Below are 26,612 nucleotides of genomic sequence, written 5' to 3'. Positions count from 1 at the left end.
ACGTCCCGGGGCGGCCAACCCCGGGACGTCGGGAAGGCGTCAGCGAGCGTTCGTGATCCGCAGCTCTAGGACGCGCAGCGTCGAGCCGATCCGTACACCGATGTTCCAGTGGCGATGGCTGCGCAACCCGGGCTGCATCAGCACGCCGAGCGTCCACCGGTGGTGACCGCCGCGGCGCAGCGCGTGGTCGCGCACCCGCGGTCGGCCGGGTGCCACGGTCGCGTCGTAATACACCGGACGTGCGCCGCTCGACGTCACCACCAGCGTGTACACCCTGCCGGCCTTCACCTCGAATCGGCCGTGGTCGTAAGTGGCGCCGTCCAGGTAGCGCGTCAGGACGGTGTAGGAGCCCGACGCCGTCCGGGTGTTGCCGGCCCTGTCGGTCGCGGTGGCTCGGTAGTGCACCGTGCGTCCGGCGGCGATTGCGCTCGACCACGTCGACAGCCGGCAGGACGTGATGCCGGAGAGCGCATCCGAGCCGACGCAGCGCACCGACGGAGCGGTGCCGCGGTAGACGCCGCGATTGCGTGCTCCGCCGATCCCGACGGACGGTGCCGTGTGGTCGATGTCCACACCGACGACCACCGTCGCCGTCCCGCCGTCCTTCGCGACGATCGTGCGGGTCACCGTTCGCGCGGCGCCGTCGCCGGTGAATACGAGCGGACTCGGGCACGGGCGAGCCAGCGGTGCGCTGTTCGTGGTGCAGGTGAACGCGATCCGGACGGTGCCGCGGTACCAGCCGTGCTTCGTGCGCGCCGGCCTCCCGGTCACCGTGGCGGTGATCTTCGGGTCGGAACGGCTGGTCGAGTCCGACGACCCGGCGAAGTCGACGTCGCCCGCGTAGACCGCGGAGACCTGACTGGCCTTCCCGGTCGGGACGCGATGGGCGAGGCGGGCCGTGCCGGCCACGATCGGCGCGGTGCCGACGGACGTCCCGCCCACCGAGAACGTGACCGAGCCGCCCGGGGTCCCGGAACCCGGCGCGACGGCCGTGACAGCGGCGCTCAACGCGCTGCTGGTGATCGCCACCCGCGTGGTCGTGGCGGCCGGGCGCACGAAGAGGCTGGCCCCGCCGGACGACACGGCGTACCGGGTGGTGTCGTCCGGGATGAACGCCGCCCGGACGAGATGTGAGCCGGCGGCGAGGCGCGGGACGTCGAGCGTGAACGAACGTCCGGTGCTCGTCACCGTGACCGGGACGTCAGCGCCGAACTGGTCGTTGTCGACGAGCCACTTGAGGGTGCCTGTGGCCCCACCGGCGGCGAGGATCACCGTCGCGGTAGCCCGGACCGGCTGCCCGTAGACCGTTTCGGCCGGATCGGCGGTGACGGTCACCGACGACCCGATCGTCACGACGGTGAACGCCTGCCGGACCTGCGAGGCGGGCCCGTAGTCCGCGGTGCCGGCCTGGTCGGCGGTCACGACGCACATCCCGAAGTGCTCGAAGCGCACCACGCCGTCCTCGATCGAGCAGGCGGTGCCGTCGTCGACGCCGAACGTGACCGGCGCGCCGGAGCCGGCGGTGCCGGCCGGTGTGTAGGTCGTGCCCACGACGGGCGGGTACTGGAGCGCGTTGGTCAGCGTGATCGTCTGGGCACCCCGGCCGACCTCGAAGCTCTGCGTCGCGGTCGGGGCTCTCGCGTAGTCGTCGTCGCCGCCCTGGTCGGCGGCGATGACGCAGGTGCCCGCGTGCACGGGGGTCACCGTCGAGCCCGCCAGTGTGCAGGCGCCCCTGGTGGTCGCCGGGTCGACGGAGAACACCACCGGCGCGCTCGACCCGCCGCCGGTGGCCGCGACCGTGTACGTCGCACCGCCGACCTTCGCGTCCGAGGGCGGGGTCGAGGTGAAGGAGATCGGCTGGGTGCCCTGGCCGACGGTGATCGTCTGCGTGGTGGTCGTGGCCGGCCGGTAGAAGCCGGCGCCGGTCTGGTCTGCGGCGATCACGCAGGTGCCGGGATGCGCGAACGTCACGGTCGTTCCCGAGACGGTGCAGGCCGAGTTGGTCGTCCCGCTCCCGGCGGAGAAAATGACTGGCTGGCCCGACGCGCCACCCGTCGCGGCGACGGTGTAGGTCGAGCCGACCGCCGCCGGTGACGGCGCGCTCGACGTGAACGCGATCGACTGCGCGATCTCGTAGTGCGCGTAGAGCGTGACGGTCTGGGGGCCGGCCCCGACCAGATTCTGCAGGTCCGTCGACTCGGTGACCTTCGTCCCGGCCGTCGCCGAGGTGTACCAGCCGGTGAACGTGTAACCGTTCTGGGCCGGCGGCGCGATCAGCGACCTGTTCGTATCGCCGACGGTGGCGGCGAAGATCGGCCGGTCGGGTCGTCGCGTCCCTGTCGTGCCGTTGTTGTCGAAGGTCAGCAGGTGGCTGTGCTGCGTGACGGTGGTGCCGGTGTCGCCCTGTCCGTTGTTCGCCACCGTGCCGCTGCCGACGATCGTGCCGGTGTTGACGACGGTTCCGGCGCCGGTGATCGACCCGCGGTTGTCGATGAACCCGGAGTTCGTCACCGTGACGCCGGTGGGGACCGTGAGGACGTCCCCGGGCGTCGTCGTGATGATGCCGTCATTTCGCAGCGACCCCCAGTCGGTCGCGCCGGTGTCACCGCCGAAGGCCACGCCACCGGACGTGGTGACCGTCGAGCCCACTGCGACGCGGACGTCGACACCCGCGCCGGCGCGCCCGCCGCCCACCGCGGCGGCGCCGCTCCCGCCGCCGGCGGCCACGACCGAGCCGCGCGTCGTGACGTCGAGGGAACCGCCGGCCGCTCCGTAGGATCCTGTGCCGACCCCGGCGGCGCCGCCCCCGCCGCTCGCGGTCAGCGAGCCGCCGGAGACGGTCACCTTCGCGCCCGCACCTGCGTGACCGCCTCCCACGCCTGCGCCGTAGTCGCCGCCGGTGGCTCTGGCGGCGCCGCCGGCGACGGTCAGCGCTCCGCCGTCGATACCGTCGGCCGCGTCAGGGGTGGCGCCCGCCCCGATTCCGGCGCCGGCCAAGCCACCGGTCGCGGTGATGGTCCCGTGCATCAGCGACACGGCGGCGCCGGAGCTGGACTGCCCACCGCCGATGCCGGCGGCGTCGTCCCCGCCGTGGGCGGTGACCGAGCCGTTCACCACGGTGAGCGAACCGCCCGTCATGCGCGGGGTCGCCGCGAACGAGCAGCCGCTGCCGATGCCGGCGCCGCCGGCGCCGCCGGTGGCGTCGACGGCCACCGCGCCGCTGATCGTGACCACGCCGCCGCTCGTGGACTCGCCCCCGCCGATGCCGGCGGCGAGCGCGCCGCCGGTGACGGTCAGCTGCCCGGAAGCGCCGGTGCTGGTCACGGTCAGCGAGGTGCCGCGGTCGGCGGGCACCGAGACCGCCGCGGACGAGTCGGACACACCGGAGATGGCGAGCGTGTGACCGTTCAGATCGAGGGTTACCTGCTTTCCGGACCCCACCGCGAGATGGGAGCCGTCGTTCCTGGTGATGTCGGCGCCGAGCTGGACGGTGCCGCCGTCGGCGAAAGCCGCGGACAGAGCCGCCCACTCCGAGACCGGTGCGGCGTGGGCCGGCGTGGCGACCACGGCGCCCGCGGTGAGCAGACCGGCGGTCGCCGTCAGGGCGAGGGCACGACGAACAGCAGACATGACGGTAGGTCCTCACCTGTCGCGGGCCGGCGGCGTTCGGCGTGCTGCGCTTCGCTCGACCGATCCCGGAATGAGACTCTGGTCAACACGTCAACCTCACACCAGGGACGGACGTCCCAAACATTGACGCGGCGTCAGACAGTGCGTGACGGGCGGGCCCGGGACGGGCGCGCGGCGGGAGAGAGCGCGGGGAGAGCATGCTGGAAGCGCGGAATCCGTTGTCCTACTCGACTAGACCCACCGTTTCCGTCGTTGTGACCGGTCGCGAGCGGCGGTAGCGTCGGCGGTCGATCCCTCAGCTGACTGGAGCGTGCCGTGGCCCGGACCGTGCAGAACTTCATCGACGGCGAACTGCTCGACGCGGCGAGCGGCGAGCGCAGCGAGCTGGTCGACCCGGCCACCGGCGAGGTGTTCGGCACGGCGCCGGTCTCGGGCGCTGAGGACGTCGACCGCGCCTACACCGCGGCGTCGCGGGCCTTCGAGACGTGGCGCGACACCACGCCGAGCGAGCGGCAGCAGGCGCTGCTGAAGTTCGCGGCCGCGATCGAGGACCACGCCGAGGAGCTCATCGCCGCCGAGTGCGAGAACACCGGCAAGCCGACCGAGCTGATGCGCAGCGAGGAGATCCCGCCCGCGGTCGACCAGATCCGCTTCTTCGCCGGCGCCGCCCGCGTGCTCGAGGGCCGCAGCGCCGGCGAATACATGGCCGGCTTCACCTCCTACGTCCGGCGCGAGCCGGTCGGGGTCGTCGGGCAGGTGACGCCCTGGAACTACCCGCTGATGATGGCGGTCTGGAAGTTCGCGCCGGCGCTGGCCGCGGGCAACTGCGTCGTGCTCAAGCCGTCGGACACCACCCCGGTGACGACCTCGCTCATGGCCGAGATCGCGGGCGACATCTTCCCGCCCGGTGTCTTCAACGTCGTCTGCGGCGACCGTGACACCGGCCGCGCGATCGTCTCGCACAAGGCTCCGGCGATGGTGTCGATCACCGGCTCGGTGCGGGCCGGCTTCGAGGTGGCCGCGGGCGCGGCCGAGGACCTCAAGCGCGTGCACCTCGAGCTCGGCGGCAAGGCGCCCGTCATCGTCTTCGACGACGCCGATGTCGCCGACGCCGCCGAGAACATCGCGATCGCCGGCTACTTCAACGCCGGCCAGGACTGCACCGCCGCCACCCGCGTCCTCGTCGCCCCGCGCGTCGCCGACGACTTCACCGCCGCGCTCGCCGAGCAGGCCCGCGGCACCAAGGTCGGCGCGCCCGACGACGCCGACATCCTGCTCGGGCCGCTGAACAACGCCAACCAGTTCGAGCGCGTGAGCGGCATGCTCGACCGGCTGCCCGACCACGCCGAGGTGCTCGCCGGCGGCAAGCGGCTGGGCGAGCGTGGCTACTTCTGGGAGCCGACGGTCGTCGGCGGGCTCACCCAGGACGACGAGCTCAGCCAGTCCGAGATCTTCGGGCCGGTCATCACAGTCCAGCGCTTCGACGACGAGGACGAGGCGGTCCGTTGGGCCAACGGCGTCGAGTACGGCCTGTCGTCCTCGGTGTGGACGAAGGACCACGGCCGTGCCATGCGCATGACGCGCCGGCTCGACTTCGGCTGCGTGTGGGTCAACTGCCACATCCCGCTGGTCGCCGAGATGCCGCACGGCGGCTTCAAGCACTCCGGTTACGGCAAGGATCTCTCGATGTACGGACTCGAGGACTACACCCGGATCAAGCACGTCATGCACAACATCGAGTCGTGAGCCCTAGCCTGGCGACATGAGTCACACCCTGGGCGCCGAGATGGTCGCGACCGTGCACTCGGTGCACGTCCATGCCGGCGAGCCCGTGCAGCCGGACACGATGGTCGTGCTGCTCGAGTCGATGAAGATGGAGATCCCGGTGCTCGCCGAGGTCGTGGGCGTCGTGCGTACCGTCGCCGTGACCGCGGGCGACACCATCCAGGAAGGCGATGTCATCGCCGTGATCGACGAGGCCACGTCATGATCGAACAGAAGCGCGCCCTGGTCACCGAGGTGCCCGGGCCGCGGTCGCGAGAGCTCCACGCGCGCAAGACCGCCGCGGTGTCCGCCGCGGTCGGCACGACGCTGCCGGTGTACGTCGAGCGGGCCGGCGGCGGGGTGGTCGTCGACGTCGACGGCAACCACCTGATCGACCTCGGCTCCGGCATCGCGGTGACGTCCGTGGGCAACGCCAACCCGCGGGTCGTCGAGGCCGTGCAGCGCCAGGTCGCCGACTTCACCCACACCTGCGTGATGATCACGCCGTACGAGGAGTACGTCGCCGTCGCCGAGGCGCTGAACGAGCTCACGCCCGGCGACCACGAGAAGCGCTCGGCGCTGTTCAACTCCGGCGCCGAGGCGGTCGAGAACGCGGTGAAGATCGCGCGCGCCGCGACCGGTCGGCAGGCCATCGTGGCGTTCGACCACGCCTACCACGGGCGCACGAACCTGACGATGGCGCTGACGGCCAAGAACATGCCGTACAAGCACCACTTCGGGCCGTTCGCCGGCGAGGTGTACCGCGTGCCGATGGCCTACCCGTTCCGCTGGCCCGGCGGGGCCGAGCACTGCGCCGACGAGGCGTTCGCCGCGTTCACCGAGCTGGTGCACACGCAGGTGGGCGAGGAGAACGCGGCGGCGGTGATCGTCGAGCCAATCCAGGGCGAGGGCGGTTTCGTCGTCCCCGCGCCGGGCTTCCTCGCCCGCGTCGCCGAGTGGTGCGCCGGGCACGGCATCCTGGTCATCGCCGACGAGATCCAGACGGGCTTCTGCCGCACCGGCGACTGGTTCGCCTGCGAGGCCGAGGGCATCGTGCCCGACCTGATCACCACGGCCAAGGGCATCGCCGGCGGGCTGCCGCTGGCCGCGGTGACGGGGCGCGCCGAGCTGATGGACGCCGTCCACACCGGCGGCCTCGGCGGCACCTACGGTGGCAACCCCATCGCCTGTGCCGCCGCCCTCGCCGCCATCGAGACCATGCGGATCGACGATCTGTGCGGCGCCGCCCGGCACATCGAGTCGGTCATGCGTCCCCGACTGGCGGCGCTCGCGCAGCGGCACCCGGTCATCGGCGACGTCCGCGGCCGTGGCGCCATGCTCGCCGTCGAGCTGGTCGAGCCCGGTACCCGCGAGCCCGACCCGGCGCGGACGGCCGCCATCGCCGCGGCGTGCCATCGCGAGGGCGTCATCGTGCTCACCGCCGGCACCTTCGGCAACGTGCTGCGCTTCCTGCCCCCGCTCGTCATCGGCGACGACCTGCTCGGCGAGGCCCTCGACGTCCTCGACGCGGCCTTCGCCGCGAACGCCTGACCACTCGGCGGCAAGTGCGGTCGACGCGTCCCGGTATCCTGGACCTTCGGTTCGACCTCGAAGGGAATGCGCGTGAGTCTCGTCGTGCAGAAGTACGGCGGCTCGTCCGTCGCCGATGCCGAGCGGATCAAGCGGGTCGCCGAGCGCATCGTCGCGACGAAGCGTGAGGGCCACGACGTCGCCGTGGTCGTCTCGGCGATGGGTGACACCACCGACGAGCTGATCGACCTCGCCGAGCAGATCGTCCCCGTCCCCGGCGGGCGCGAGTTCGACATGCTGCTCACCGCCGGCGAGCGCATCTCGATGGCGCTGCTGGCGATGGCGATCAACTCGCTGGGCTACAAGGCCGAGTCGTTCACCGGCTCGCAGGCCGGGGTGCTCACGACGTCCGTGCACGGCAAGGCGCGCATCGTCGACGTCACGCCCGGGCGGCTCGAGAACTCGATCGCCGAGGGAAACATCGCGATCGTCGCGGGCTTCCAGGGCTTCTCGAAAGAGACGATGAACATCACGACGCTCGGCCGGGGCGGGTCCGACACCACCGCGGTGGCCATCGCCGCCGCGCTCAAGGCCGACGTCTGCGAGATCTACACCGACGTCGACGGCGTCTACACCGCCGACCCGCGCATCGTCCCGAACGCCAAGCGGCTCGAGTCCGTGACCTTCGAGGAGATGCTCGAGCTCGCCGCCTGCGGCGCGAAGATCCTGCACCTGCGAAGCGTCGAGTACGCGCGCCGGCACGGTCTGGCCATGCACGTGCGCTCGTCGTACTCGGCCAAGCCCGGCACCACCGTCCAAGGTTCGATCGAGGAGTTGTCCGTGGAGCAGGCGATCATCAGCGGGGTGGCGCACGACCGCAGCGAGGTCAAGGTGACCGTCGTGAACGTGCCCGACAAGCCCGGCCAGGCGGCCGCGATCTTCAAGGAGATCGCCGACGCCGAGATCAACATCGACATGATCGTGCAGAACATCTCGACCGGCGGCACGGGGCGTACCGACGTCTCGTTCACGCTGCCGGCCACGGACGGCCCGACCGCACTGGCCGCGCTCAAGCGGGTGCAGGAACGCATCGGCTACACCGACCTGCTCTACGACGACCACGTCGGCAAGGTCTCGCTCATCGGGGCCGGCATGCGCTCGCACCCCGGCGTCTCGGCCCGCTTCTTCAGCGCCCTCGCCGACGCCGGCATCAACATGGAGATGATCTCGACGTCGGAGATCCGGATCTCGGTGGTCTGCCGCGACACCGACCTCGACGCCGCGGTCCGGGCCGTCCACGACGCCTTCCAACTCGGCTCGGACGACGAGCAGGCCGTGGTCTACGGCGGTACCGGGCGATGACCGGCGTGAGGGTCGGCGTCGTCGGCGCGACCGGACAGGTCGGCGCCGTGGTGCGCCGGCTGCTGGCCGAGCGCTCGTTCCCGGTGTCCGAGATCCGCTACTTCGCCTCCGCGCGTTCGGCGGGCGGCACGCTGCCCTGGGAGGGCGTCGACGTCCGCATCGAGGACGCTGCGACCGCCGACCCGACCGGGCTCGACATCGCGATCTTCTCCGCGGGCGGCTCGACCTCCAAGGAGCTGTCGCCGAAGTTCGCCGCCGCCGGCGTGACGGTGATCGACAATTCGAGCGCGTGGCGCATGGACCCCGACGTGCCGCTCGTCGTCGCCGAGGTCAACGGGGCCGCGGCGCAGCACCGCCCCAAGGGCATCATCGCCAACCCGAACTGCACGACGATGGCCGCCATGCCGGTGCTCAAGCCACTGCACGACGCGGCCGGCCTGCGCCGGCTGATCGTGAGCACGTACCAGGCGGTCTCCGGCGCCGGTCTCGCCGGCGTCGACGAGCTCGACGGTCAGGTGCGCAAGGTCGCCGACGGCGCCGCCGGCCTCACCCACGACGGCACCGCCGTGTCCTTCCCCGAGCCGGTCAAGTTCGCACAGCCGATCGCCTACAACGTCCTCCCGCTCGCGGGCTCGATCGTCGACGACGGCGAGTTCGAGACCGACGAGGAGAAGAAGCTGCGCAACGAGTCGCGCAAGATCCTCGACCTGCCCGACCTGCTGGTGTCGGGCACCTGCGTGCGCGTGCCCGTCTTCACCGGCCACTCGCTGTCGATCAACGCCGAGTTCGACCGGCCGCTGCCGGTGGCGCAGGCCCGCGAGTTCCTCGCCGGCGCCCCCGGCGTCGAGCTCAGCGACGTGCCGACCCCGCTGCAGGCCGCTGGCCGCGACCCGTCCTACGTCGGTCGGCTGCGGCAGGACCCGGGTGTCGAGGACGCCCGCGGCCTGGTGCTGTTCGTGAGCAACGACAACCTGCGCAAGGGCGCGGCGCTGAACACGGTGCAGATCGCCGAACTGCTCGTCTGAGCCGGGACCGGACGCTCAGCCGGTCGCGTTCCAGTCGTAGGGCTCCATCTCGCGCAGCACCCGCCGGCGCCGGTTGCGCGGCAGGTGGTCGATGTAGAGCAGGCCGCGCAGATGGTCGGTCTCGTGCTGCAGGCACCGCGCGAAGTAGCCGGTGCCGCTGACCTCGACCGGGGCGCCGGTCTTGTCGAGGCCGCGCACGGTGGCCTGCTCGGCGCGCTCCAGCTCGTGGTACGGCCCCGGCACCGAGAGGCATCCCTCGTCGCCGTCGATCGTGCCGCCCGACGTCTCGATCGTCGGGTTGACGACGTGACCCCGGCGCCGTTCGCCCGAGCCGTCCGGGCAGTCGTAGACGAAGACGCGGAGCCCCACGCCGACCTGCGGCGCCGCCAGGCCGACACCCTCGGCGACGGCCAGCGTGGCGAACATGTCGTCGATCAGCTCGGCCAGCTCGTCGCCGAAGTCGGTGACGTCCTGCGCCGGCTCGTGCAGCACCGGGTCGCCGACGACGCGGACCTTGCGGATCTCGCGTCCCGTTTCGCTCGTCATGGTGGGCGAGCCTACTGACGTCCGGGCGTCCCGACGATGCCGCGTCGGCCGGCGTTGACGGACGGCGCCCTGCGGTGTTTCGTCATCGTCCATGCGGTGGCGACGAGGCCTGTTCGCGGTGATCCTGCTGGCGACGACCGCCGTCGCCGTCCCTGTCCAGGCCCACCCGCCGCGCCCGCACCCCGGCGGCCACGGCTCCGCGCGGTACGACCTGACCCGGCACGAACGGGCGGTGCTGGCGGCCGTCGCCCGCGACACCTGGCGCTTCTTCGCCGACGACGTCGACCCCACGACGCACCTGCCGCTCGACAACCTCGGCCCCGGCGACGCCCGTGGCGGGTACACGTCGGCCGCCAACGTCGGCGTCTACCTCTGGTCGGTGGTGGCCGCACGCGACCTACGACTGATCAGCAGCCGGCAGGCCGAGCAGCGCGTGTCCGCCACGCTGCGCACCGTCGCGCGGCTGCAGCGCAGCCACGGGTTCCTCTACCAGTGGTACGACACGAGCTCGGGGCAGGTGATCAGCAAGCAGGACGGCGTCGACTGCGCCGCGCAGCCGCGGCCCGCGCAGAACAACTGCTTCTTCCTCTCCGCCGTCGACAACGGCTGGTACGCCTCCGGGCTGGTGGTCGCACGGCAGGCGCTGCCCGGCGTCCACCGCCTCGCGAGCCGGCTGCTCGCCGACATGGACTTCTCGATCTTCTACGACGCCGGCCCGCAGACCGACTGCGTCGCGAACACCGGCGGCCAGCAGTACGGCGGCTACTACGTCGGGCAGGGGCCGGCCGGCTACCACAACAGCGCGCTCTACAGCGATCCCCGTATCGCGATGTACCTGGGGCTCGGGCTGCGGCAGCTGCCGGGCGACGTGTGGTGGCGGTCGTGGCGCACCCAACCGCCCGCGCGGTGTGCCGGCGACCCCACCGACGCCGAGCAGGGACAGCCCGCGCAGGGGCACTACGCCGTCGTCAGGGATCCGCAGACGCATCGCCCGTTCCGGGTCTGGGAGGGGCACTACGTCTACCCGGGCACCTCGACGCGGTTCCTGCCCACGTTCGCCGGCGGCATGTTCGAGGCACTCATGGCGAACGAGGTCGTCCCCGAGACGACGTGGGGAGCGCGCAGCTTCGGCCTCGCCGACCGGCGCACCGTGGCCGTCCAGATCCGCTACGCGACCCACGAGCTCGGCTTCCCGGTCTGGGGACTGTCCCCGTCGAGCACCGCGGACGACAGTGGCGGGTACGCGGCCTACGGCGTCGGCGGGCAACGGTTCCCGGCCGGCAGCCGCCTGGCCCAGTGCCCCACGTGCCCGACCGAGACGACGGTGACCCCGCACGCGTCGTTCCTCGCGCTCGACGTCGCGCCGCACCGCGCCGTCGCCAACATCGGGCGACTGCGCTCGCTCTACCCCGACAGCTACGCCCGTGACGGCGGGTTCTACGACGCCGTCGACCCGCGCACCGGGGCGGTCGGGCACCGTCGGCTCGTGCTCGACCAGTCGATGATCATGGCTGCCCTCGACAACGCGCTGAACCGTGGGGCGATGCAGCGTCACTTCGCCGCCGACCCGGTCGCGCGGCTCCCCCGTGCCTACCTGCGGGCCGAGACGCTGTCGCTGTGACGCCGCCGGCTCAGCCGCTGCGCAGCATGCCGATGCCGATGCTCTCGAAGACGACGAGCAGGACGAGGGCGATCACGAAGGACACCGCCGCGCCGCCGACCGACATGATGCGGTAGAGCGCCGGTACCGACTCCGGTGCCAACCGCGCCGCGTCGGGCTGCGACGGGTGGTAGTAGACGGCGACGGGCTGCCCGGGCCGCGGCGTGTGTCGACCGGCGAGATTCGAGGTGAACGTGACCTCGCGGCCCATCGAGGTGCGGAACTGCACGATCGGCTGCCGGATGAGCACCGAGCGACCGGGCCCGTCGCCCGAGGAGCGGTACTCCCACCGGCTGTGCTCGTCGATGACGCTGCCGTCGGCGCGGTACCAGTCCGCCGGCACCCTCGCGTTGTCGCGGTCGGCCTGCAGCTGCGACCACAGCCGCCAGGCCGCGCCCAGGAACGCGACGGCAGGGACGACGACGAAGGCCAGGGGGAGGAGCCGGAAGATGTCGTCGTCGGACACGACGCCACGGTCTCACAGATCGTGAGAATGAGTCGGGGTGACAGGATTTGAACCTGCGACCTCTTCGTCCCGAACGAAGCACGCTACCAAGCTGCGCCACACCCCGGTGTGAGCCTGTCGACCAGCATAGCCAACGGTGCGCACCGGGTTGCGGGGCGGTCAGGCGCGCGGCACCAGCGTCAGCAACGAGGCCTCGGGACGGCAGCAGAACCGCAGCGGGGTGAAGGGGTTGGTGCCGAGACCGGCGCACACGTGGAACCACATGGGGCGCTCGGCGCCGGTGTCCTCGCGGTCGTCCCAGCGGTGCAGCCATCGGGCCCGGTCGCGCTCGATGCCGCAGTTGGTGACCAGCGCGGGGCCGAACGGGAGGCGCACCTGGCCGCCGTGCGTGTGACCGGCCAGGACGAGGTCGTAGCCGTCGGCGGCGAACTCGCGCAGCACGAACGGCTCGGGGGAGTGGGTCACGCCGATGCGGACCGCGGCGTCGTCGTCGGCCGGGCCGGCGACCAGCTCGTAGCGGACCTTGCGCAGGTGCGGGTCGTCCACGCCCGTCAGGGCGACATCGGCGCCACCGACGCTCAGCACGGTGCGCTCGTGGGTGAGGTCGAGCCAGCCGGCGCGGGTGAGGGCGCGGGCGAGCTCGGGCCACGGCAGCGGGGTGCCGGCGGGCGCCGGGCCCTGTGGCCGGCCGAAGTAGCGGGTGGGGCTCTTCGGCCGGGGCTCCCAGTAGTCGTTGTTGCCCGGCACGAACACGCCCGGGAACGCGCGAAGCGGCTCGAGCGCGTCGAGCACGGCGGGGATGCCGTCGACCGCGGACAGCGTGTCGCCGGTGTTGACCACGAGGTCGGGCTGCAGCGCGGCGAGGCCGCGGATCCACTCCTGCTTGCGGTGCTGCCGCGGGGTGATGTGCAGGTCCGACACGTGCAGGATCCGGATCGGGGACGCACCGGGCGCGAGCACCGGCACGTCGAAACGACGCACCGTGAAGGCGTTGCGCTCGACCACCGCCCCGTACGCCGCGGTACCCGCGCCGAGCGTGACGGCGGTGGCGGCGGTGCGTGCCCACGTCCCCATGGGCGTCAGCGTACGGATGTCGCGTTGGCCCACGCCGGTAGCGTCGTCGCCATGCCATCGCTCAAGACCCGCCTGCACGACGACCTCAACGCCGCCATGAAGGCACGTGACGAGTTGACGACCGCCACGCTGCGGATGACGCTCGCGGCGGTCACGACCGAGGAGGTCGCCGGCAAGGCCGCGCGCGAGCTGTCCGACGACGAGGTGCAGAAGGTCCTCGCCCGCGAGGGCAAGAAGCGTCGCGAGGCCGCCGAGGCCTTCGACACCGCCGGCCGCGTCGAGCTGGCCGAGCGCGAGCGTGCCGAGGGCGCGGTGCTCGAGCGTTACCTGCCCGTCCAGCTCGGCGACGACGAGCTGTCCGAGCTCGTCCGCGCCGCGGTGGCCGAGAGCGGCGCGTCCGGCCCCCAGCAGCTGGGCGCGGTGATGAAGCTGGTGCAGCCACGCGTCGCGGGCCGCGCCGACGGCCGCCGGGTCAGCGACGAGGTGCGCCGCCAGCTCGCGCAGGCCTGACGCGCGCGGCGCGCGTCAGCGGTTGCCGCCCCCGCGCCCGCCGCTGTTCCCACTGCCGCTGCGGCCGTTGCCGCGACGACTGCTGCTGTCGTTGTCGCGGTTGCGATTGCGGTTGTTGCTGCCGCTGCGGCGGGTGGGGGTGGGGGCCGGTGCCACGTAGGCGCCCGTGCCGGCGCCGTTGCTCTGGCACACGAGGATGGTCGACCCGGCAGGGGCCCGCTGCGGGCCGAAGTACGCGATGTCGTCGGTCTGTACCGAGCTCGGGCACCTGGCTTGCTGGTCGCTGCCGAAGACCTTGAGCTTGTACCCGGCGTCGGAGAGCTCGTCGCGGGCCGCCGAGACGCTCTTGCCGGTCACGTCGGGCACGTCCTCGCCGCTCACGGAGTCGGCGTCGGACCAGCTCCAGTCCTTCTTGCCCAGCGTGGGCCGCAACGCCTTGAGCCAGACCCCGGCGGCGTACTTGCCGTAGGCGGCGCCGGTCTCGACGCCCGGCAGCCCGGAGTTCGCCTTCGTCGGGTTGTCGTAGTTGATGATCGCCGCAGTCGCCGCGAGCCGGGGCGTCATGCCCGCGAACCAGACCGACGCGTTCTTGGTCTTCTTGCTCGCCACCGCGGTCCCGGTCTTGCCGGCGATCTTGCTGCCGCCGTCGTCGTACCAGTCGGCGAACTGCGACGCCGACGTGCCACCGTCCTCGGTGTCGCCCTGCAGGACGTTCACCGCCCGCACGGCCGCCTGCGCCGGGACGGCCTGCGTGGCCGCGGGGCGCTTGGTGTCGACGACGTTGCCGTCGCTGTTGTAGACCATCGACACGGGGGCGGGCGGGTTGAACTTGCCCTCGTTGGCGACCGCGGCGTACGCGCCGGCGATCTGCAGCGGACTGGTCTCGACCGAACCCAGGACGTAGCGCAGCGCCTGCTGCTTGTTCTCGATGTACTGCCCGACGGTCTCGGTCTTGCTCACCCGCGCCGACAGGCTGGTCACGCCCAGCCGCTGGGCGACGTCGACCATCTCGGTCAGGTCGCAGCCGAAGAACTTGTCCGCCAGCGCGACGAAGTACGTGTTGGACGACTTGGCGGCGGCCGAGCGCAGCGACTCGTTGCGGTTGAAGCCCGAGCCGTCCCGGTCGTTCTCGGCCTTCGCCGGCGTGATGCAGTTCGTGACCTTGTAGGTGCTGTCGGCCGAGCCGTCGGTGGAGTCGAGCTCCTGGTCGGCCGGGACGCCCACCTCGAGCGCGGTGAGCAGCGGGAACAGCTTGTAGGTCGACGCCGGCTGCGCCACGCTCGTCGTGAACAGCGGCTGCTCGGTCTCGTTCTTGCCGGTGCCGAACTCCTTGCTGGCGGCCATCGCGAGGATGTTGCCGGTGCGCGGCTCGATGACCGGCAGCACCGCCGTCATCGGCGACTTCGCCGGCACGCTCTTGGCGATGTTGGCCTGCGTGGAGTTCTGGATGTCGGGGTCGAGCGTGGTGACGATCTTGAACCCGCCGGTCTCGAGCTTGGTCTTGGACAGGCCCGTCACGTTCTCGAGCCAGCTGCGGACGTACTCGCAGAAGAAGCCGACGTTCGCGACCTCGGTGTCGGCGCCGGCGCAGCCCTGGCGCACGGGCGGCGGCCCGTCACTGGCGAGCTGGATGGGCATCGCCTTGTACTCGTTGGCCTGGGCCTGGCTGAACTTGTGCACCGCGACCATGTTCTGCAGAACCTCGTCGCGCCGCTCCTTGGCCGCCACGCGGCTGGTGAACGGGTCGTAGTCCGTCGGCGCGCGCAGCAGCCCGACGAGCAGCGCGGACTCCTGCGGCTCCAGCTTCGAGGCGGGCTTGTTGAAGTAGGTGCGCGCCGCGGTCTGGATGCCGTAGGAGTTCTGGCCGAAGAACGCGATGTTCAGGTAGTTCTGCAGGATCGTCTTCTTGGACTGCTTGAGGGTGTCCTCGATGTAGATCGCGCACTTCGCGTCCTCGATCTTGCGGTTGAGGTTCTGCTCGATGGCGGCCCGCTGCTTCTTGAGGTCGTCGCCGGCCTCGTAGTAGCGGGCCTGCTTGACGTACTGCATCGTCAGCGTCGACCCGCCCTGCGTGTCGCCGCTGGTCGTGTTCACCGCGGAGCGGATCAGGCCGCGCATGTCGACGCCGTGGTGGCTGTAGAACCGCCGGTCCTCGGTGGCGATCAGCGCGTCCTGCAACGCCTGCGGGACGTCCTTGAGGCTGATCTCCACGCGGTTCTGCTTGAAGATGGTGGCGAGCACGGTCTTGCCGTCCTTCGCGTACAGCGTGCTGCGCTGCGGGGGCTTGCTGTCGGGCAGGTCGCAGGTGGTGCGCTGGAACTTGTCGGCCTCCTTGCCGGCGACGAGGCCGAGCCCGCCGACGTAGGGGAACGCGAGCCCGGCGAGCAGGACCCCCGCCGCCACGAGGGCGCCGACGAGCTTGCCGAGCGTCTTCCAGGTGTCCTGGCCGGAGGAGGTGGCTGCCACGACTGCACAGGGTACGGGGCGCGACCGTGAGCCGCGGGCGGCGTCTCAGGAGCCGAGCAGGCGACCGATCTCGCGCAGGCCCTCGAGGTCGTGGACGTCGGTGGGCAGCGACGACACGCCCACCAGCGGCACGTCGGGGTGCGCCGAGGCGAAGCGGCGGGTCATCCGAACGTCGTGCTCGGCCGCGGTCGCGACCTCGACGTGCACGCGCAGGGCGGTGACCGCGAGGTCGGCCCCGGTGCGGTTGCCGGCGGCGTCGGCGGCGACCTGCGCCTGGGCGGCGGTGAGCGGGTCCCGACCCTTCACCGGCGACGAGCGGCGGGTGCGGTTGACGACCACGCCGGCCAACGGCATGGCCTCGCTGCGCAGCCGGTCGACGAAGTAGGACGCCTCGCGCAGGGCATCGGGCTCGGGCGCGGCCACCACGACGAACGCGGTGCCGGGCGCCTTCAGTCGCTGGTAGGTCTGGTCGGCCCGCTCGCGGAAGCCGCCGAACATCGACTCGAGCGCGGTGACGAACGTCGACAGGTCGTTGAGCAGGTCGCCGCCGATGACCTTGGTGAACACCCGCGCGACCATGCCGACGCCGACGGTCACGACCTTGAGGTAGGCCTTGCCACCCGCCTTGGCCGGCGCGGAGAGCAGCTTGATCATCCGGCCGTCGAGGAAGCGGCCGAGCCGATTGGGGGCGTCCAGGAAGTCCAGCGCCGAGCGCGACGGCGGCGTGTCGACGACGACGAGGTCCCACTCGCCGGTCGCGACGAGCTGGCCGAGCTTCTCCATCGCCATGTACTCCTGCGTCCCGGCGAAGGAGGACGACAGCGACTGGTAGAACGGGTTCGCGAAGATCTGCTCGGCCCGCTCGGGGGTGGAGTTCTCGAGCACGACGTCGTCGAACGTCCGCTTCATGTCCAGCATCATCGCGAACAGCGCGCCACCGGCGGGGGCGGCGTCGCCCTCGAACACCCCGGTGACCTCGCGTGGGGTGTTGTCGAGCTCGGTCAGTCCCAGCGACTGCGCGAGGCGCCGAGCGGGGTCGATCGTCAGCACGACCGTGCGCCGTCCCGCGGCGGCGCCGGCGAGGCCGAGCGCGGCCGCCGTCGTGGTCTTGCCGACGCCGCCGCTGCCGCAGGTGACGACCACCCGCGTCGCCGGGTCGCGGACGAGCGCGAGCGCGTCGAACGGGGCGGTCACGCGCTCGTCCCGGTGGCGGACGGGTCCTCGGCGTCGTCCCCCGGGACGCCGGTGACGAGGAAGCGGGCCGCGAGATCCTTCAGCTCGCCCAGGGCGACCGGCGGGTTCAGGTCGGGCAGCTCGATGCGGGGCAGCTCCAGGCCGTCGAGGCGGAGCAGGTTCTCGTCCTGCACCCGCTGCCGCTGCGCGTACTCGGTCATCTCGTGCGCGAGCGCCGGCGCGTGCGCCACCGGCACACCGGCCTTGCGCAGGCTCGCCGCGAGCTCCTTGGCGTCGATCTCGCCGTCCGGACCGAGGGCGGCCGCGTCGAGCAGCGCCGGGCGGGCCCGGTTGACGACGACGGCGCCCAGCCGGAAACCGAGCGTCTGGAGCTCGGCGGCGGCGTCCATCGTCTCCTGGACCGGCATCTCCTCGAGCAGCGTCACGATGTGCACGGCGGTGCGGGGGCCGTGCAGCAGGGTGATCACGCCGTCGCTCTGGCTGCGGATGGGCCCGAACTTCGCGAGCTTCGCGACCTCCTGGGTGGCGTCGAGGAAGCGGCTGATGCGCCCGGTGGGCGGGGCGTCGAGGACGACGGCGTCGTACACCGGCCTGTCGTCCGGGCCGACCCGGACGACGGACTCCTTGACCTTGCCGGTGAGCAGGACGTCGCGCAGACCGGGCGCCAGCGTCGTCACGAAGTCCACGGCGCCGAGGCGCTGCAGGCCCTTGCCGGCCCGTTTGAGGCCGTAGAACAGCTCGAGGTACTCGAGCATCGCCTGCTCGGGGTCGATGGCCAGGCCGAAGAGCTCGCCGCCGTTCGCGGCGCTCGTCAAGCGCTGCTCGCCGTAGGTCATCGGCGGAATGTCGAAGAGCTGGGCGATCGCCTGCCGGGACTCGACCTCGACGAGCAGGACCTTCTTGCCCAGCGAGGCGAGGGCCAGGGCGAGTGCCGCGGCGGCGGTCGTCTTGCCGGTGCCGCCCTTGCCGGTGACGACGTGCAACCGGGCCTTGGGAGCCCGCGCCGCGATGGCGTCGACGAGTGCCACCGGGTGCGCCGCGCGGCCCGGCCCGTCGGCGGTGACCCGCGTGGCGACCATCGGGCCAGCCTAGGAGATGGCCCCGGGGACCCGGACGGCCGGAGCGGTGACGGCCCCGCCGGGTGCGGGCTACGGTCGGCGGATGACGTCTGAATCAGCGGACCCCGCCGTCCCGAACCCGTTGGCACGGCTGGCCGAGCTGGGGCTGACGCTGCCCCCCGTGGTCGCGCCCCTCGCCTCCTACGTGCCCGCGCGACGGTCGGGAACGCTCGTGTTCACGGCGGGTCAGCTGCCGTTCGTGGACGGCCAACTGCCCTCGGCCGGCAAGGTCGGCGCGCAGGTCGGCCCGGACGAGGCGCAGGGCCTGGCCGCCGTGGCGGCGTTGAACGGCCTGGCCGCCGTCCACGACGCGGTGGGTCTGGACCGGGTCGTCGGCATCGTCAAGGTCGTGGGCTACGTCGCGTCGGCGCCCGACTTCACCGGCCAGCCCGCCGTCGTCAACGGTGCGAGCGACCTGCTCGGCTCGGTGTTCGGGCCGGCCGCGGCGCACGCCCGCTCGGCCGTGGGGGTCGCCGCGCTGCCGCTCGACGCGCCGGTCGAGATCGAGCTGATCGTCGAGATCGCGCCGTGACCGAACCGGCCGACGACGACGTCCCGGTCCGCGACGCCGCCACCGTGGCGCTGCTGCGCGACGGTGCCGACGGGGTGGAGGCGTGGCTGCTGACCCGGGTCGCCGGGATGGCCTTCGCCGCGGGCATGAGCGTGTTCCCCGGCGGCCGCGTCGACGACGCGGACGCCGCGTTGCCGATGACCGGGGGCGACGTCGCGGCCATGGCCGCCCGCTTCGGCGCCGACGAGCACACGATGCGAGGGCTGCTCGGCGCCGCGGCACGCGAGACGTTCGAGGAGACCGGCGTCCTGGTCACGGTGCCGGCCGCCGCGCTGCCCGACGCGCGGGCCGACGTCGAGGCCGGCCGGGTGGCGTTCGGTGACCTGCTGCACGAGCACGGCCTGGCGGTGGACGTCGCGGCGCTGCGACCCTGGTCGCGCTGGGTCACCCCCAAGGGCGAGGTACGCCGCTACGACACCCGCTTCTTCGTCGGCCTGCTGCCCGAGGGCGCCGAGGCCGAGGACGTCACCACCGAGTCGAGCACGGCCGAGTGGCTGCCGGTGGGTGTCGCGATCGAGCAGGCACAGCGAGGCGAACGCAAGCTGCTGCCCCCGACGCTGCTGACGCTGGCCGCGATCGCGGGCTGCGCCGACGTCGCGGCGGTGTTCTCGACCGCCGAGCAGAACCCGCTCGAGCCGATCCGGCCCACGCTGCGGACGGCCCCGGACGGCTCGGTGGCCGCCGAGCTGCCCGACGGCCGGCTGCTGGCCGTCCGGCCGGGGCGCGCCTCGTGACGGCCACCCACCCGGCCTACGAGGCGGTGCGGCCGGTGCTGCCCGCCGCCCGGGTGCTGCTGCAGCGCAATCCCGGGATCATGACGCTCGACGGCACCAACACCTGGCTGCTGGGCACGGCCGCGGCGCCGGTGGTGGTCGATCCCGGTCAGGCCCTCGACGACGGGCATCTCGACCGGCTGCTGGCGGCCGCGCCGTCCCCGTCGCTGGTGCTCCTCACCCACCGTCACCACGACCACACGGAACTGGCGGCCGCCCTGCACGAGCGCACCGGCGTCACCGTCCGCGGCGCCGATCCCGCGCAGTGCCGCGGCGGGCCCGCGCTGGCCGACGGCGAGACGATCGCCGCCGCGGGGCTGACGATCGAGGTGCTGCTGACGCCGGGGCACACGTCGGACTCGGCGTCGTTCGTCGTCACCGACGGCTCCGGCGCCACCGCGGTGCTCACCGGCGACACCGTCCTGGGCCGTGGGACGACGGTGGTCGCGCACCCCGACGGCGACCTCGCCGCCTACCTCGCCTCGCTGGAGCGGCTGCGCGCGCTCGGGAGCATGCCGGTGTTGCCGGGGCACGGGCCCGAGCTGCCCGCGGTGGCCGACGTCGCCGCGGCCTACCTCGCCCACCGGGCGCAGCGGCTGGACCAGATCCGCGCCGCGCTGGTTGGGATCGGCGACGACGCGACCGCGCGGCAGGTCGTCGAGGTCGTGTACGCCGACGTCGACCGGGAGCTGTGGGACGCGGCGCAGCTGTCGGTCGGGGCGCAGCTGGCCTACCTGCGCGGCTCCGCCAGCAGCTGACGCTCGCCGAGGAAGGCGCGGAGGAGTTAGCGGGCGCGGCGGGCCAGCCGTTCCCGGTCGAGGATGACGACGCTCTTGCCCTCGAGGCGCAGCCAGCCCCGTGAGGCGAAGTCGGCGAGCGCCTTGTTGACGGTCTCGCGCGAGGCGCCGACGAGCTGGGCGAGCTCCTCCTGCGTGAGGTCGTGGGTGACCCGCAGCTGGCCGCCGTCGATGGAACCGAAGCGCTGGGCCAGCTGCAGCAGCTGCTTGGCGACCCGGCCGGGGACGTCGACGAAGATCAGGTCGGCCAGCATGGTGTTCGTCCGCCGCAGCCGGCGCGCGACGACGCGCAGCAGCTGCATCGCGATCTGCGGACGGTCCGTGGCCCACTGCTGCAGCGCCGACTTCGGCAGCTTGGCGAGGCGGGCATCGGTGACGACGGTGGCGGTGGCGGTGCGCGGCCCCGGGTCGAACAGCGACAGCTCGCCGAACTGGTCGGACGGGCCGTAGATCGCGACGAGGTTCTCCCGGCCGTCGGGCGAGCGTCGACCGAGCTTCACCTTGCCGGTGATGACGATGTAGAGGCTGTCGCCGGGCTCGCCCTCGTTGAACAGCACCGCGCCGCGCGGTGCCTCGAAGATCTCGAACTCGCCCGACAGCGCCTCGATGTCCTCGGGGTCCACCCCTTGGAACAGCCCGGCCCTGCGCAGAATCTCGTCCACGTACGCTCCTCGTTCGTCCGCACGGCGCGATGGCGCGGTGCGAACCAGGTCACAGTCGTCTGGGAGTCTAGGGCACCGGGGAAGCGCGCCCCGGCGGGAGGCCGGTGCGGCACCGCGAGGGCCGGTGGCGAACCGGCGCCGGGTGCGAACCTAGTGGGAGGCCTTGCGCCAGCCGCGTCGCAGCCGGGCGATCCCCAACCGGGCCCGGAAGCGCGACAGCGCCGAGTCGGTGCCCTCGCGCACGAAGGTGTCGAGCTCCTCGGGGCTGGCGTCGTCGAGGAACTGCTCGATCTGCCGTTCGACCGCGATGGAGCTCAGCGGCTCCTCGACCCGCTGCATGAGCAGGACGAAGCCCAGCAGCAGGAAGGGGAAGAGCAGCAGCGCGAAACCGATCATGGTGCCGCTCATTCTGCCATCGCCGTCGGCACCCGGTCGTAGGCTCGCTCATGTGGTCAAGACCGTCGCAGAGACCCCGCTCGCGCTCACTCGCCGGGCCCGCCGGATCAACCGCGAGCTCGCCGAGCTCTACCCCACCGCCCATTGCGAGCTGAACTTCACCACTGCGCTCGAGCTCTCGGTGGCCACCATCCTGTCGGCCCAGTGCACCGACAAGCGGGTCAACGAGGTCACGCCGGCGCTGTTCGCCCGCTACCGCGACGCGGCGGCGTACGCCGGTGCCGACCGCGCCGAGCTCGAGACCATGATCAAGTCCACCGGCTTCTTCCGGAACAAGGCCAATTCGCTGATCAACCTCGGCCAGCAGCTCGAGGAGCGCTACGACGGGCAGGTGCCCGGCCGGCTGCGTGACCTCGTCACGCTGCCGGGGTTCGGCCGCAAGACCGCCAACGTCGTGCTCGGCAACGCCTTCGACGTCCCAGGGCTCACCGTCGACACCCATTTCGGGCGCCTCGTGCGCCGGTGGGGGTGGACGGCCGAGACCGATCCGGTGAAGGTCGAGGCGGTCGTCGCCGAGCTGATCCCCAAGCGGGAGTGGACGATCTTCAGCCACCGCGCGATCTGGCACGGCCGGCGGGTGTGCCACTCGCGCAAGCCGGCCTGCGGGGCGTGCGCCATCGCCCGGCTGTGCCCGTCCTACGGGGAGGGGCCCACCGACCCGGCGGCCGCGACCGCGCTGGTGAAGTCCGAGGCCCAGATGGTCGCCAGTTGAGCGCTGCACCACCGCTGCCGCCGTGGTTGCGCACGCTCGCCGACGCCGCCGGGCGGTTACGCGGCGAGGACCTCTCCCGCTTCCTGCCTCCCGACGACGGCAGCGGCCGGCCGTCGGCGGTGCTGATCGCGCTGGCCGAGGTCGCCGACGGCCCGTCGGTCCTGCTCATCGAGCGCGCGGCCGACCTGCGCAAGCACGCCGGTCAGGTCGCGTTCCCCGGCGGCTCGCTCGACCCCACCGACGACTCGCTCGACGCCGCGGCCCTGCGCGAGGCGCAGGAGGAGGTCGGCCTCGACCCCGCCTCGGTCCGCCTCGTCGCCGACCTGCCCGCGATCTTCATCCCGGTGTCGGGGTTCGTGGTGACGCCCGTGCTGGCCTGGTGGGAACACCCGCACGAGGTCCGGCCGGTGGACGCCGGCGAGGTCGCTCGGGTCGCGCTGGTCCCGCTCGCGGCGCTGGCCGATCCCGCGAACCGGTTCCGGGTGCATCACCCGTCCGGGTTCAGCGGCCCCGGCTTCGAGGTGCCGGCCGCCGGTGGCCTGTTCGTGTGGGGCTTCACCGCGGGCCTGCTCGACCGGCTGCTCGAGTTCGGTGGCTGGGCGCGGCCGTGGGACACCACGCTCACCCGGCCGCTGCCGGCGGCGATGCGGCGCCGGTGAGCAGGCTCGGTTCGGCTCCGCGGCACGGGTCGGGCCGTCGCGCGGGGAGCGGGACGACGCCCGTGGGCTCAGGGACACGCCGGTACGGTCGTGCCATGCCCGCCTCCCGCAGCCCGGTCGCGGCCGGCCTGCTGGCGGCGCTGACGGCCGTCGCCGCGCTGGCCGGCTGCAGCAACGACCAGGCACCCGCCGCGAAGGGCCCGCACGCCGGCACCGGCAGCGCGGTGAACCAGGGCGGCCTGCAGGTCGTCACGGTGACGACCGGCGACGACTACCGCTTCCACCCCTCGACTCTCGTGGTGCACCCCGGTCGGGTCCGGGTCGTGCTGAAGAACACCGCGAAGCAGGGTGCGCCGCACAACCTGCGGCTGGACGACTTCCCGGCCGACTTCGTCCCGCTCGCCGGCGCCGGCCACACGACCGCCGCGACGTTCACGGCGCCCGCGCCCGGGCGGTACCGCTTCGTCTGCACCATCCACGAACGGCAGGGGCAGACCGGCGTCCTGGTGGTGCGGCCGTGAACCTGCTCGACGTCGTCATCGTCCTGGCGGCCGTGGCGTACGGCATCGGCGGCTTCCGCAGCGGGGCGCTGGTCGGCGCGTTCTCGCTCGTCGGCTTCTTCGGTGGTGCGGCGATCGGCGCCCAGGTCGCCCGGCCGCTCGGGGCGAAGCTCGCCGACGGTCGGGCGCAGATCCCGATCGCCATCGTCTGCGTGCTGCTGCTGGCGACGGCCGGCCAGCTGCTCGGCGTCTTCGTCGCCGGCCGGCTGCGCGAACGGTTCGTCCGGGCTCGGGGACGGCCGTGGGACTCCGCCCTCGGCGCCGTGCTCGGGGTCGTCGCGGTGCTGTTGGTGGCGTGGATGGTCGCCCTGCCGCTGGCGACGTCGGCCTACCCGAAGCTCGCGGCCGAGGCGAGCCAGTCCACGATCGTGCGTGGCGTCAACCAGGTGGTGCCCGACCCGGTGCGCGGCCTGTACGCCTCGCTGCGCAACTTCTTCAACCAGAGCGGGTTCCCGCCCGTCCTCGGCGACCTGCCGTCGACGTCGGTGGTGGCCGTCGCACCGCCGCCGGCCGACCTGCCGCGCCGCGTGCGGCGCACGGTGGCCGACGCGCGGAGCTCGATCGTCAAGATCTACGGGCAGGCCCCCGAGTGCGGTCGCGGCATCGAGGGCTCGGGCTTCGTGTACGCGCGCAACCGGGTGCTGACGAACGCGCACGTGGTGGCGGGCACGCGGTCGGTCGAGGTCGTCGTCGGGCGCAACGACAACGACCGCGTCACCGCCCGGGTGGTGCTCTTCGACCCCGATCGCGACGTCGCGGTGCTGGCGGTGCCGGGGCTGGACGCACAGCCGCTGGACTTCGCGCCGCGCGCCGCCGCCCAGGGCACGCCGGCCGTGGTGGTGGGCTATCCGCAGGACGGCCCGTACACGGTGCGCTCGGCGCGCGTGCGATCGCAGACGACCGTGCGCGGCAGCAACATCTACGGCAACGGCGAGGTGCGGCGCGAGATCTACTCGGTGCGCGCGGTCGTGCGCAGCGGCAACTCCGGCGGCCCCATGCTCGGCTACGACGGCCGGGTGCTCGGCATGGTCTTCGCGACCGCGCTGGATTCGAAGGACACCGGGTTCGTGCTCACCAAGGACGAGATCGACGGCGACGCCGACGCCGGGCGTCGTCGCACCACCGCGGTCGGCACCGGCGGCTGCACCCCGGACTGAGGCCCCTCGACCGGCTCGGACACAGTTACCGCCCACGGCGGGTGGGGATCATCGAGGCAATGCCTTCCCAGCGCCGCGCCCCAACGCCCCGACTCGTGGAGGGCCTGCGCCGACGAGCCGCCGCGGTCCTGCGCGACTCCCGCAGCTCGTCCGGTGACTCGGGGGTGGGGTTGACCGACCGACTGGTTGTCGACCCCGTCTTCGTCCTGTGCGCGACCCGCTCCGGCTCGACGCTGCTGCGCAGCATCCTCAACAGCCATTCGCTCATCCATGCTCCCCACGAGCTGCACCTCAATGCACTGCGGGTAGCGATCGAGCGTCCCTACGCCCGCAAGTCCTTCGAGCAGATGTCGCTGTCCGCCGAGGAACTCCAGTTGCTGCTCTGGGACCGGGTGCTGCACGGTCTGCTGGCGTCCAGCGGCAAGCGCGTCATCGTCGACAAGACGCCGCAGAACGCGGCGGACTGGGCACTCATCCACCGGGGGTGGCCCGAGGCCCGGTACATCCACCTGCGCCGTCATCCTGCCGCCATGCTCCAGTCGCGACTGGCCGCGAACACGAAGGCCTCGCGGGATCACGAAATCGATCTGGTGCGACGGTACGGAGACCAGTTGGACGCCGCGCGGCGCGAGCTGCCCGGCCCGACGGTGCGTTACGAAACCCTGACCGCCGATCCGACGGCGGTCGCGCAGGCCCTGTGCGAATACGTCGGCGTGCCGTGGGAAGAGGCGATGGTGCACTACGCGGTGCCCGACACCGGCGAGCTGCGTCCCGGGCTCGGTGACTGGGGCGCGGCGATCCGTTCCGGGCACGTGGGCCAGGCCCGCGAGCTGTCCGACGACCGAGCGGTCGAGCTCGCTGACATGACCGCCCGGTGGGGTTACTCCTGAACAGCGGCAGCCACAGCGTCACTGTGTCGCAACGAGGCCGAGGGCGGCCGCGCCGAGACACAGCAGTGCCGTCCCCAGGCCGTTGAGCACCGCGTGGCCGCGACGGCCCTGCTGCAGCAACCGGACGGTCTCGAAGGTCGCGGTGCTGAAGGTGGTGTAGCCGCCGCAGAATCCGGTTCCGAGGACGAGGCGGACGTCGGTGTCGACCTGGCGGTACAGCATCAAACCGGTCAGCACCCCGAGCAGCAGTGATCCCGACACGTTGATGACGATTGTCGCCCAGGGGAAGCGGCTGGGCCAGCGGCTGCGGATCACGCCGTCGACGACGAAGCGGGCGACGGCGCCGACGCCGCCGGCGAGCACGACGAGGACGGTCGTCATCCGATCGCCGCCGCCCGGGTCGGCCACCGCGCCGCGGCGACGATGCCGGCCCACACCGCCAGACCCCCCAGCAGCAACGACACGACGCCGTAGAGGATCGCGAGCGCGGCGTCGTGGGAGCGGACGAGCAGGTCGACCTCGACCGCGAAGGTGCTGTAGGTCGTGAGGCCACCGCAGAATCCGGTGCCCGCGAGCAGCCGCAGCTGCCGTCGGCGGCCGGCATCGGGGCCGGTGCGCGCGAGCGCCTCCAGCAGCGTCCCCAGTACCAGCGAGCCCGCGACGTTCGCGGCGAACGTGCCCCACGGCCAGCGGCCGGTGCCGCTCGGCCAGAGTTCGGTGAGGCCGTAGCGCGACAACGTCCCGACCATGCCGCCGATCAGCACCAGCACGGCCGCCGAGCCCCGCAGGTGCAGCGGCCGGTCCGCGGGGCTGTCGGGATCGAGCGGGAGTTCGGGATCGCGGTCGCGGCTCGACACGGTCGCTCCTCCTCGTCGTGGCGTGCACGAACACGTCATCGTGAGAAGGAACCATCAGCCGGCCGGCGGTTCGGGTCGTCCGATCGGACGACCCCGGCGGGATCCATCGCCTCGCCCGACCGTACACGCCCGCCGGGTCTGTCGACTGGCGAGCAATCCGCCGACTGGCGACC

The 26,612-nt window shown here is 72.5% G+C and carries 26 protein-coding genes, 1 tRNA gene and 1 riboswitch; of the genes, 15 read left to right on the top strand and 12 right to left on the bottom strand.

Translation table 11 applies throughout. The annotated features are described in order from the left end of the window. Positions 1–39: 39 nt before the first annotated feature. Entirely contained in the window at positions 40–3,630 is a 3,591-nt protein-coding gene (locus tag BUE29_RS07000) for a beta strand repeat-containing protein (RefSeq protein WP_073388017.1), read from the bottom strand. Positions 3,631–3,945: 315 nt separating this feature from the next. Here BUE29_RS07000 and BUE29_RS06995 point away from each other — a divergent pair, with 315 nt between their 5' ends. From BUE29_RS06995 to BUE29_RS06975, 5 genes are all read left to right on the top strand, one after another. Next, a complete protein-coding gene (locus tag BUE29_RS06995; RefSeq protein ID WP_073388015.1) occupies positions 3,946–5,376 on the top strand; it encodes a gamma-aminobutyraldehyde dehydrogenase in 1,431 nt (476 codons plus the stop codon). Between the two features lie 16 nt (positions 5,377–5,392). Continuing rightward, entirely contained in the window at positions 5,393–5,620 is a 228-nt protein-coding gene (locus BUE29_RS06990) for a biotin/lipoyl-binding carrier protein (RefSeq protein ID WP_073388013.1), read from the top strand. Then, positions 5,617–6,945, top strand: coding sequence for a 4-aminobutyrate--2-oxoglutarate transaminase (gene gabT / locus BUE29_RS06985; RefSeq protein WP_073388011.1), 1,329 nt, complete (start codon positions 5,617–5,619; stop codon positions 6,943–6,945). The genes BUE29_RS06990 and gabT overlap by 4 nt, the downstream gene beginning before the upstream one ends. A 72-nt stretch (positions 6,946–7,017) precedes the next feature. After that, positions 7,018–8,286 (top strand): aspartate kinase, encoded by a 1,269-nt coding sequence (locus tag BUE29_RS06980; protein ID WP_073389464.1) that lies wholly within the window; start codon positions 7,018–7,020, stop codon positions 8,284–8,286. Continuing rightward, the gene (locus tag BUE29_RS06975) at positions 8,283–9,311 is read left to right on the top strand and encodes an aspartate-semialdehyde dehydrogenase (protein WP_073388009.1); all 1,029 of its coding nucleotides are present in this window, start codon (positions 8,283–8,285) and stop codon (positions 9,309–9,311) included. Before BUE29_RS06980 ends, BUE29_RS06975 begins: the two co-directional genes overlap by 4 nt. A 15-nt stretch (positions 9,312–9,326) precedes the next feature. Here BUE29_RS06975 and def read toward each other — a convergent pair whose 3' ends face one another. Then, positions 9,327–9,857 (bottom strand): peptide deformylase, encoded by a 531-nt coding sequence (def, locus tag BUE29_RS06970; protein WP_073388007.1) that lies wholly within the window; start codon positions 9,855–9,857, stop codon positions 9,327–9,329. A gap of 91 nt (positions 9,858–9,948) precedes the next feature. Here def and BUE29_RS06965 point away from each other — a divergent pair, with 91 nt between their 5' ends. Beyond that, positions 9,949–11,478, top strand: a complete 1,530-nt coding sequence (locus BUE29_RS06965; RefSeq protein WP_073388005.1) for a glucoamylase family protein — start codon at positions 9,949–9,951, stop codon at positions 11,476–11,478. 10 nt (positions 11,479–11,488) lie between these two features. Here BUE29_RS06965 and BUE29_RS06960 read toward each other — a convergent pair whose 3' ends face one another. From BUE29_RS06960 to BUE29_RS06950, 3 genes are all read right to left on the bottom strand, one after another. After that, positions 11,489–11,983, bottom strand: a complete 495-nt coding sequence (locus BUE29_RS06960; protein WP_073388003.1) for a DUF3592 domain-containing protein — start codon at positions 11,981–11,983, stop codon at positions 11,489–11,491. Between the two features lie 32 nt (positions 11,984–12,015). After that, positions 12,016–12,089: transfer RNA gene (locus tag BUE29_RS06955), tRNA-Pro, on the bottom strand. 53 nt (positions 12,090–12,142) lie between these two features. Next, on the bottom strand, positions 12,143–13,057 hold the full coding sequence (locus BUE29_RS06950) for a metallophosphoesterase (protein ID WP_073389461.1): 915 nt from the start codon (positions 13,055–13,057) through the stop codon (positions 12,143–12,145). Positions 13,058–13,108: 51 nt separating this feature from the next. On the opposite strand from BUE29_RS06950, the gene BUE29_RS06945 reads away from it, so the two are divergent. After that, positions 13,109–13,567 carry a GatB/YqeY domain-containing protein gene (locus tag BUE29_RS06945; protein ID WP_073388001.1) on the top strand — a complete coding sequence of 153 codons (459 nt, stop codon included), beginning with the start codon at positions 13,109–13,111 and terminating at the stop codon, positions 13,565–13,567. 15 nt (positions 13,568–13,582) lie between these two features. On the opposite strand, the gene BUE29_RS06940 is transcribed toward BUE29_RS06945, so the two are convergent. Genes BUE29_RS06940 through BUE29_RS06930 form a run of 3 tightly spaced genes read right to left on the bottom strand, consistent with a single transcriptional unit; the run spans position 13,583 to position 18,306 of the window. Continuing rightward, complete coding sequence (locus BUE29_RS06940) at positions 13,583–16,033, bottom strand: penicillin-binding protein (protein WP_073387999.1); 2,451 nt, start codon at positions 16,031–16,033, stop codon at positions 13,583–13,585. 45 nt (positions 16,034–16,078) lie between these two features. Further along, positions 16,079–17,227, bottom strand: coding sequence for an ArsA family ATPase (locus BUE29_RS06935; protein WP_073387997.1), 1,149 nt, complete (start codon positions 17,225–17,227; stop codon positions 16,079–16,081). Next, positions 17,224–18,306: an ATPase BagA gene (locus BUE29_RS06930; RefSeq protein ID WP_073387995.1), complete on the bottom strand. Its 1,083-nt coding sequence runs from the start codon at positions 18,304–18,306 to the stop codon at positions 17,224–17,226. Before BUE29_RS06930 ends, BUE29_RS06935 begins: the two co-directional genes overlap by 4 nt. Before the next feature lie 82 nt (positions 18,307–18,388). On the opposite strand from BUE29_RS06930, the gene BUE29_RS06925 reads away from it, so the two are divergent. From BUE29_RS06925 to BUE29_RS06915, 3 genes are read left to right on the top strand one after another with little or no spacing between them, the layout of a single operon-like run. Then, on the top strand, positions 18,389–18,877 hold the full coding sequence (locus tag BUE29_RS06925) for a RidA family protein (protein ID WP_073387993.1): 489 nt from the start codon (positions 18,389–18,391) through the stop codon (positions 18,875–18,877). Continuing rightward, on the top strand, positions 18,874–19,650 hold the full coding sequence (locus BUE29_RS06920) for an NUDIX hydrolase (RefSeq protein ID WP_073387991.1): 777 nt from the start codon (positions 18,874–18,876) through the stop codon (positions 19,648–19,650). Before BUE29_RS06925 ends, BUE29_RS06920 begins: the two co-directional genes overlap by 4 nt. After that, positions 19,647–20,447 (top strand): MBL fold metallo-hydrolase, encoded by an 801-nt coding sequence (locus BUE29_RS06915; protein ID WP_073387989.1) that lies wholly within the window; start codon positions 19,647–19,649, stop codon positions 20,445–20,447. Before BUE29_RS06920 ends, BUE29_RS06915 begins: the two co-directional genes overlap by 4 nt. 26 nt (positions 20,448–20,473) lie before the next feature. Here BUE29_RS06915 and BUE29_RS06910 read toward each other — a convergent pair whose 3' ends face one another. Next, positions 20,474–21,148: a Crp/Fnr family transcriptional regulator gene (locus tag BUE29_RS06910; protein WP_073387987.1), complete on the bottom strand. Its 675-nt coding sequence runs from the start codon at positions 21,146–21,148 to the stop codon at positions 20,474–20,476. Between the two features lie 150 nt (positions 21,149–21,298). Next, positions 21,299–21,556, bottom strand: coding sequence for a hypothetical protein (locus BUE29_RS06905; RefSeq protein WP_234971387.1), 258 nt, complete (start codon positions 21,554–21,556; stop codon positions 21,299–21,301). On the opposite strand from BUE29_RS06905, the gene nth reads away from it, so the two are divergent. The 5 genes from nth to BUE29_RS06880 all read left to right on the top strand — a co-directional run bounded on the left by nth (position 21,543) and on the right by BUE29_RS06880 (position 25,582). Continuing rightward, on the top strand, positions 21,543–22,316 hold the full coding sequence (gene nth / locus BUE29_RS06900) for an endonuclease III (RefSeq protein WP_084180805.1): 774 nt from the start codon (positions 21,543–21,545) through the stop codon (positions 22,314–22,316). The two genes, BUE29_RS06905 and nth, sit on opposite strands and share 14 nt — an antisense overlap. Then, a complete protein-coding gene (locus tag BUE29_RS06895; protein WP_073387983.1) occupies positions 22,313–22,975 on the top strand; it encodes an NUDIX hydrolase in 663 nt (220 codons plus the stop codon). Before nth ends, BUE29_RS06895 begins: the two co-directional genes overlap by 4 nt. Before the next feature lie 95 nt (positions 22,976–23,070). Further along, positions 23,071–23,496, top strand: a complete 426-nt coding sequence (locus BUE29_RS22415) for a cupredoxin domain-containing protein (protein ID WP_073387981.1) — start codon at positions 23,071–23,073, stop codon at positions 23,494–23,496. Further along, positions 23,493–24,692, top strand: coding sequence for a MarP family serine protease (locus BUE29_RS06885; protein ID WP_073387979.1), 1,200 nt, complete (start codon positions 23,493–23,495; stop codon positions 24,690–24,692). Before BUE29_RS22415 ends, BUE29_RS06885 begins: the two co-directional genes overlap by 4 nt. Before the next feature lie 164 nt (positions 24,693–24,856). Next, positions 24,857–25,582, top strand: a complete 726-nt coding sequence (locus BUE29_RS06880; RefSeq protein ID WP_159440836.1) for a sulfotransferase family protein — start codon at positions 24,857–24,859, stop codon at positions 25,580–25,582. 18 nt (positions 25,583–25,600) lie between these two features. Here the strand turns inward: BUE29_RS06880 and crcB are convergent, their stop codons facing one another. Continuing rightward, positions 25,601–25,963, bottom strand: coding sequence for a fluoride efflux transporter CrcB (crcB, locus tag BUE29_RS06875; protein ID WP_073389453.1), 363 nt, complete (start codon positions 25,961–25,963; stop codon positions 25,601–25,603). Then, positions 25,960–26,439 carry a fluoride efflux transporter FluC gene (locus BUE29_RS06870; RefSeq protein ID WP_073387977.1) on the bottom strand — a complete coding sequence of 160 codons (480 nt, stop codon included), beginning with the start codon at positions 26,437–26,439 and terminating at the stop codon, positions 25,960–25,962. The genes crcB and BUE29_RS06870 overlap by 4 nt, the downstream gene beginning before the upstream one ends. A gap of 38 nt (positions 26,440–26,477) precedes the next feature. Further along, positions 26,478–26,559: riboswitch (Fluoride riboswitch) on the bottom strand. Positions 26,560–26,612 lie beyond the last annotated feature (53 nt).

This window comes from Jatrophihabitans endophyticus (assembly GCF_900129455.1).
Classification (GTDB): Bacteria; Actinomycetota; Actinomycetes; order Mycobacteriales; family Jatrophihabitantaceae; genus Jatrophihabitans; species Jatrophihabitans endophyticus.
The sequence above is the reverse complement of the archived record's forward strand: the minus strand, read 5'-3'. Positions and strand labels throughout refer to the sequence as shown.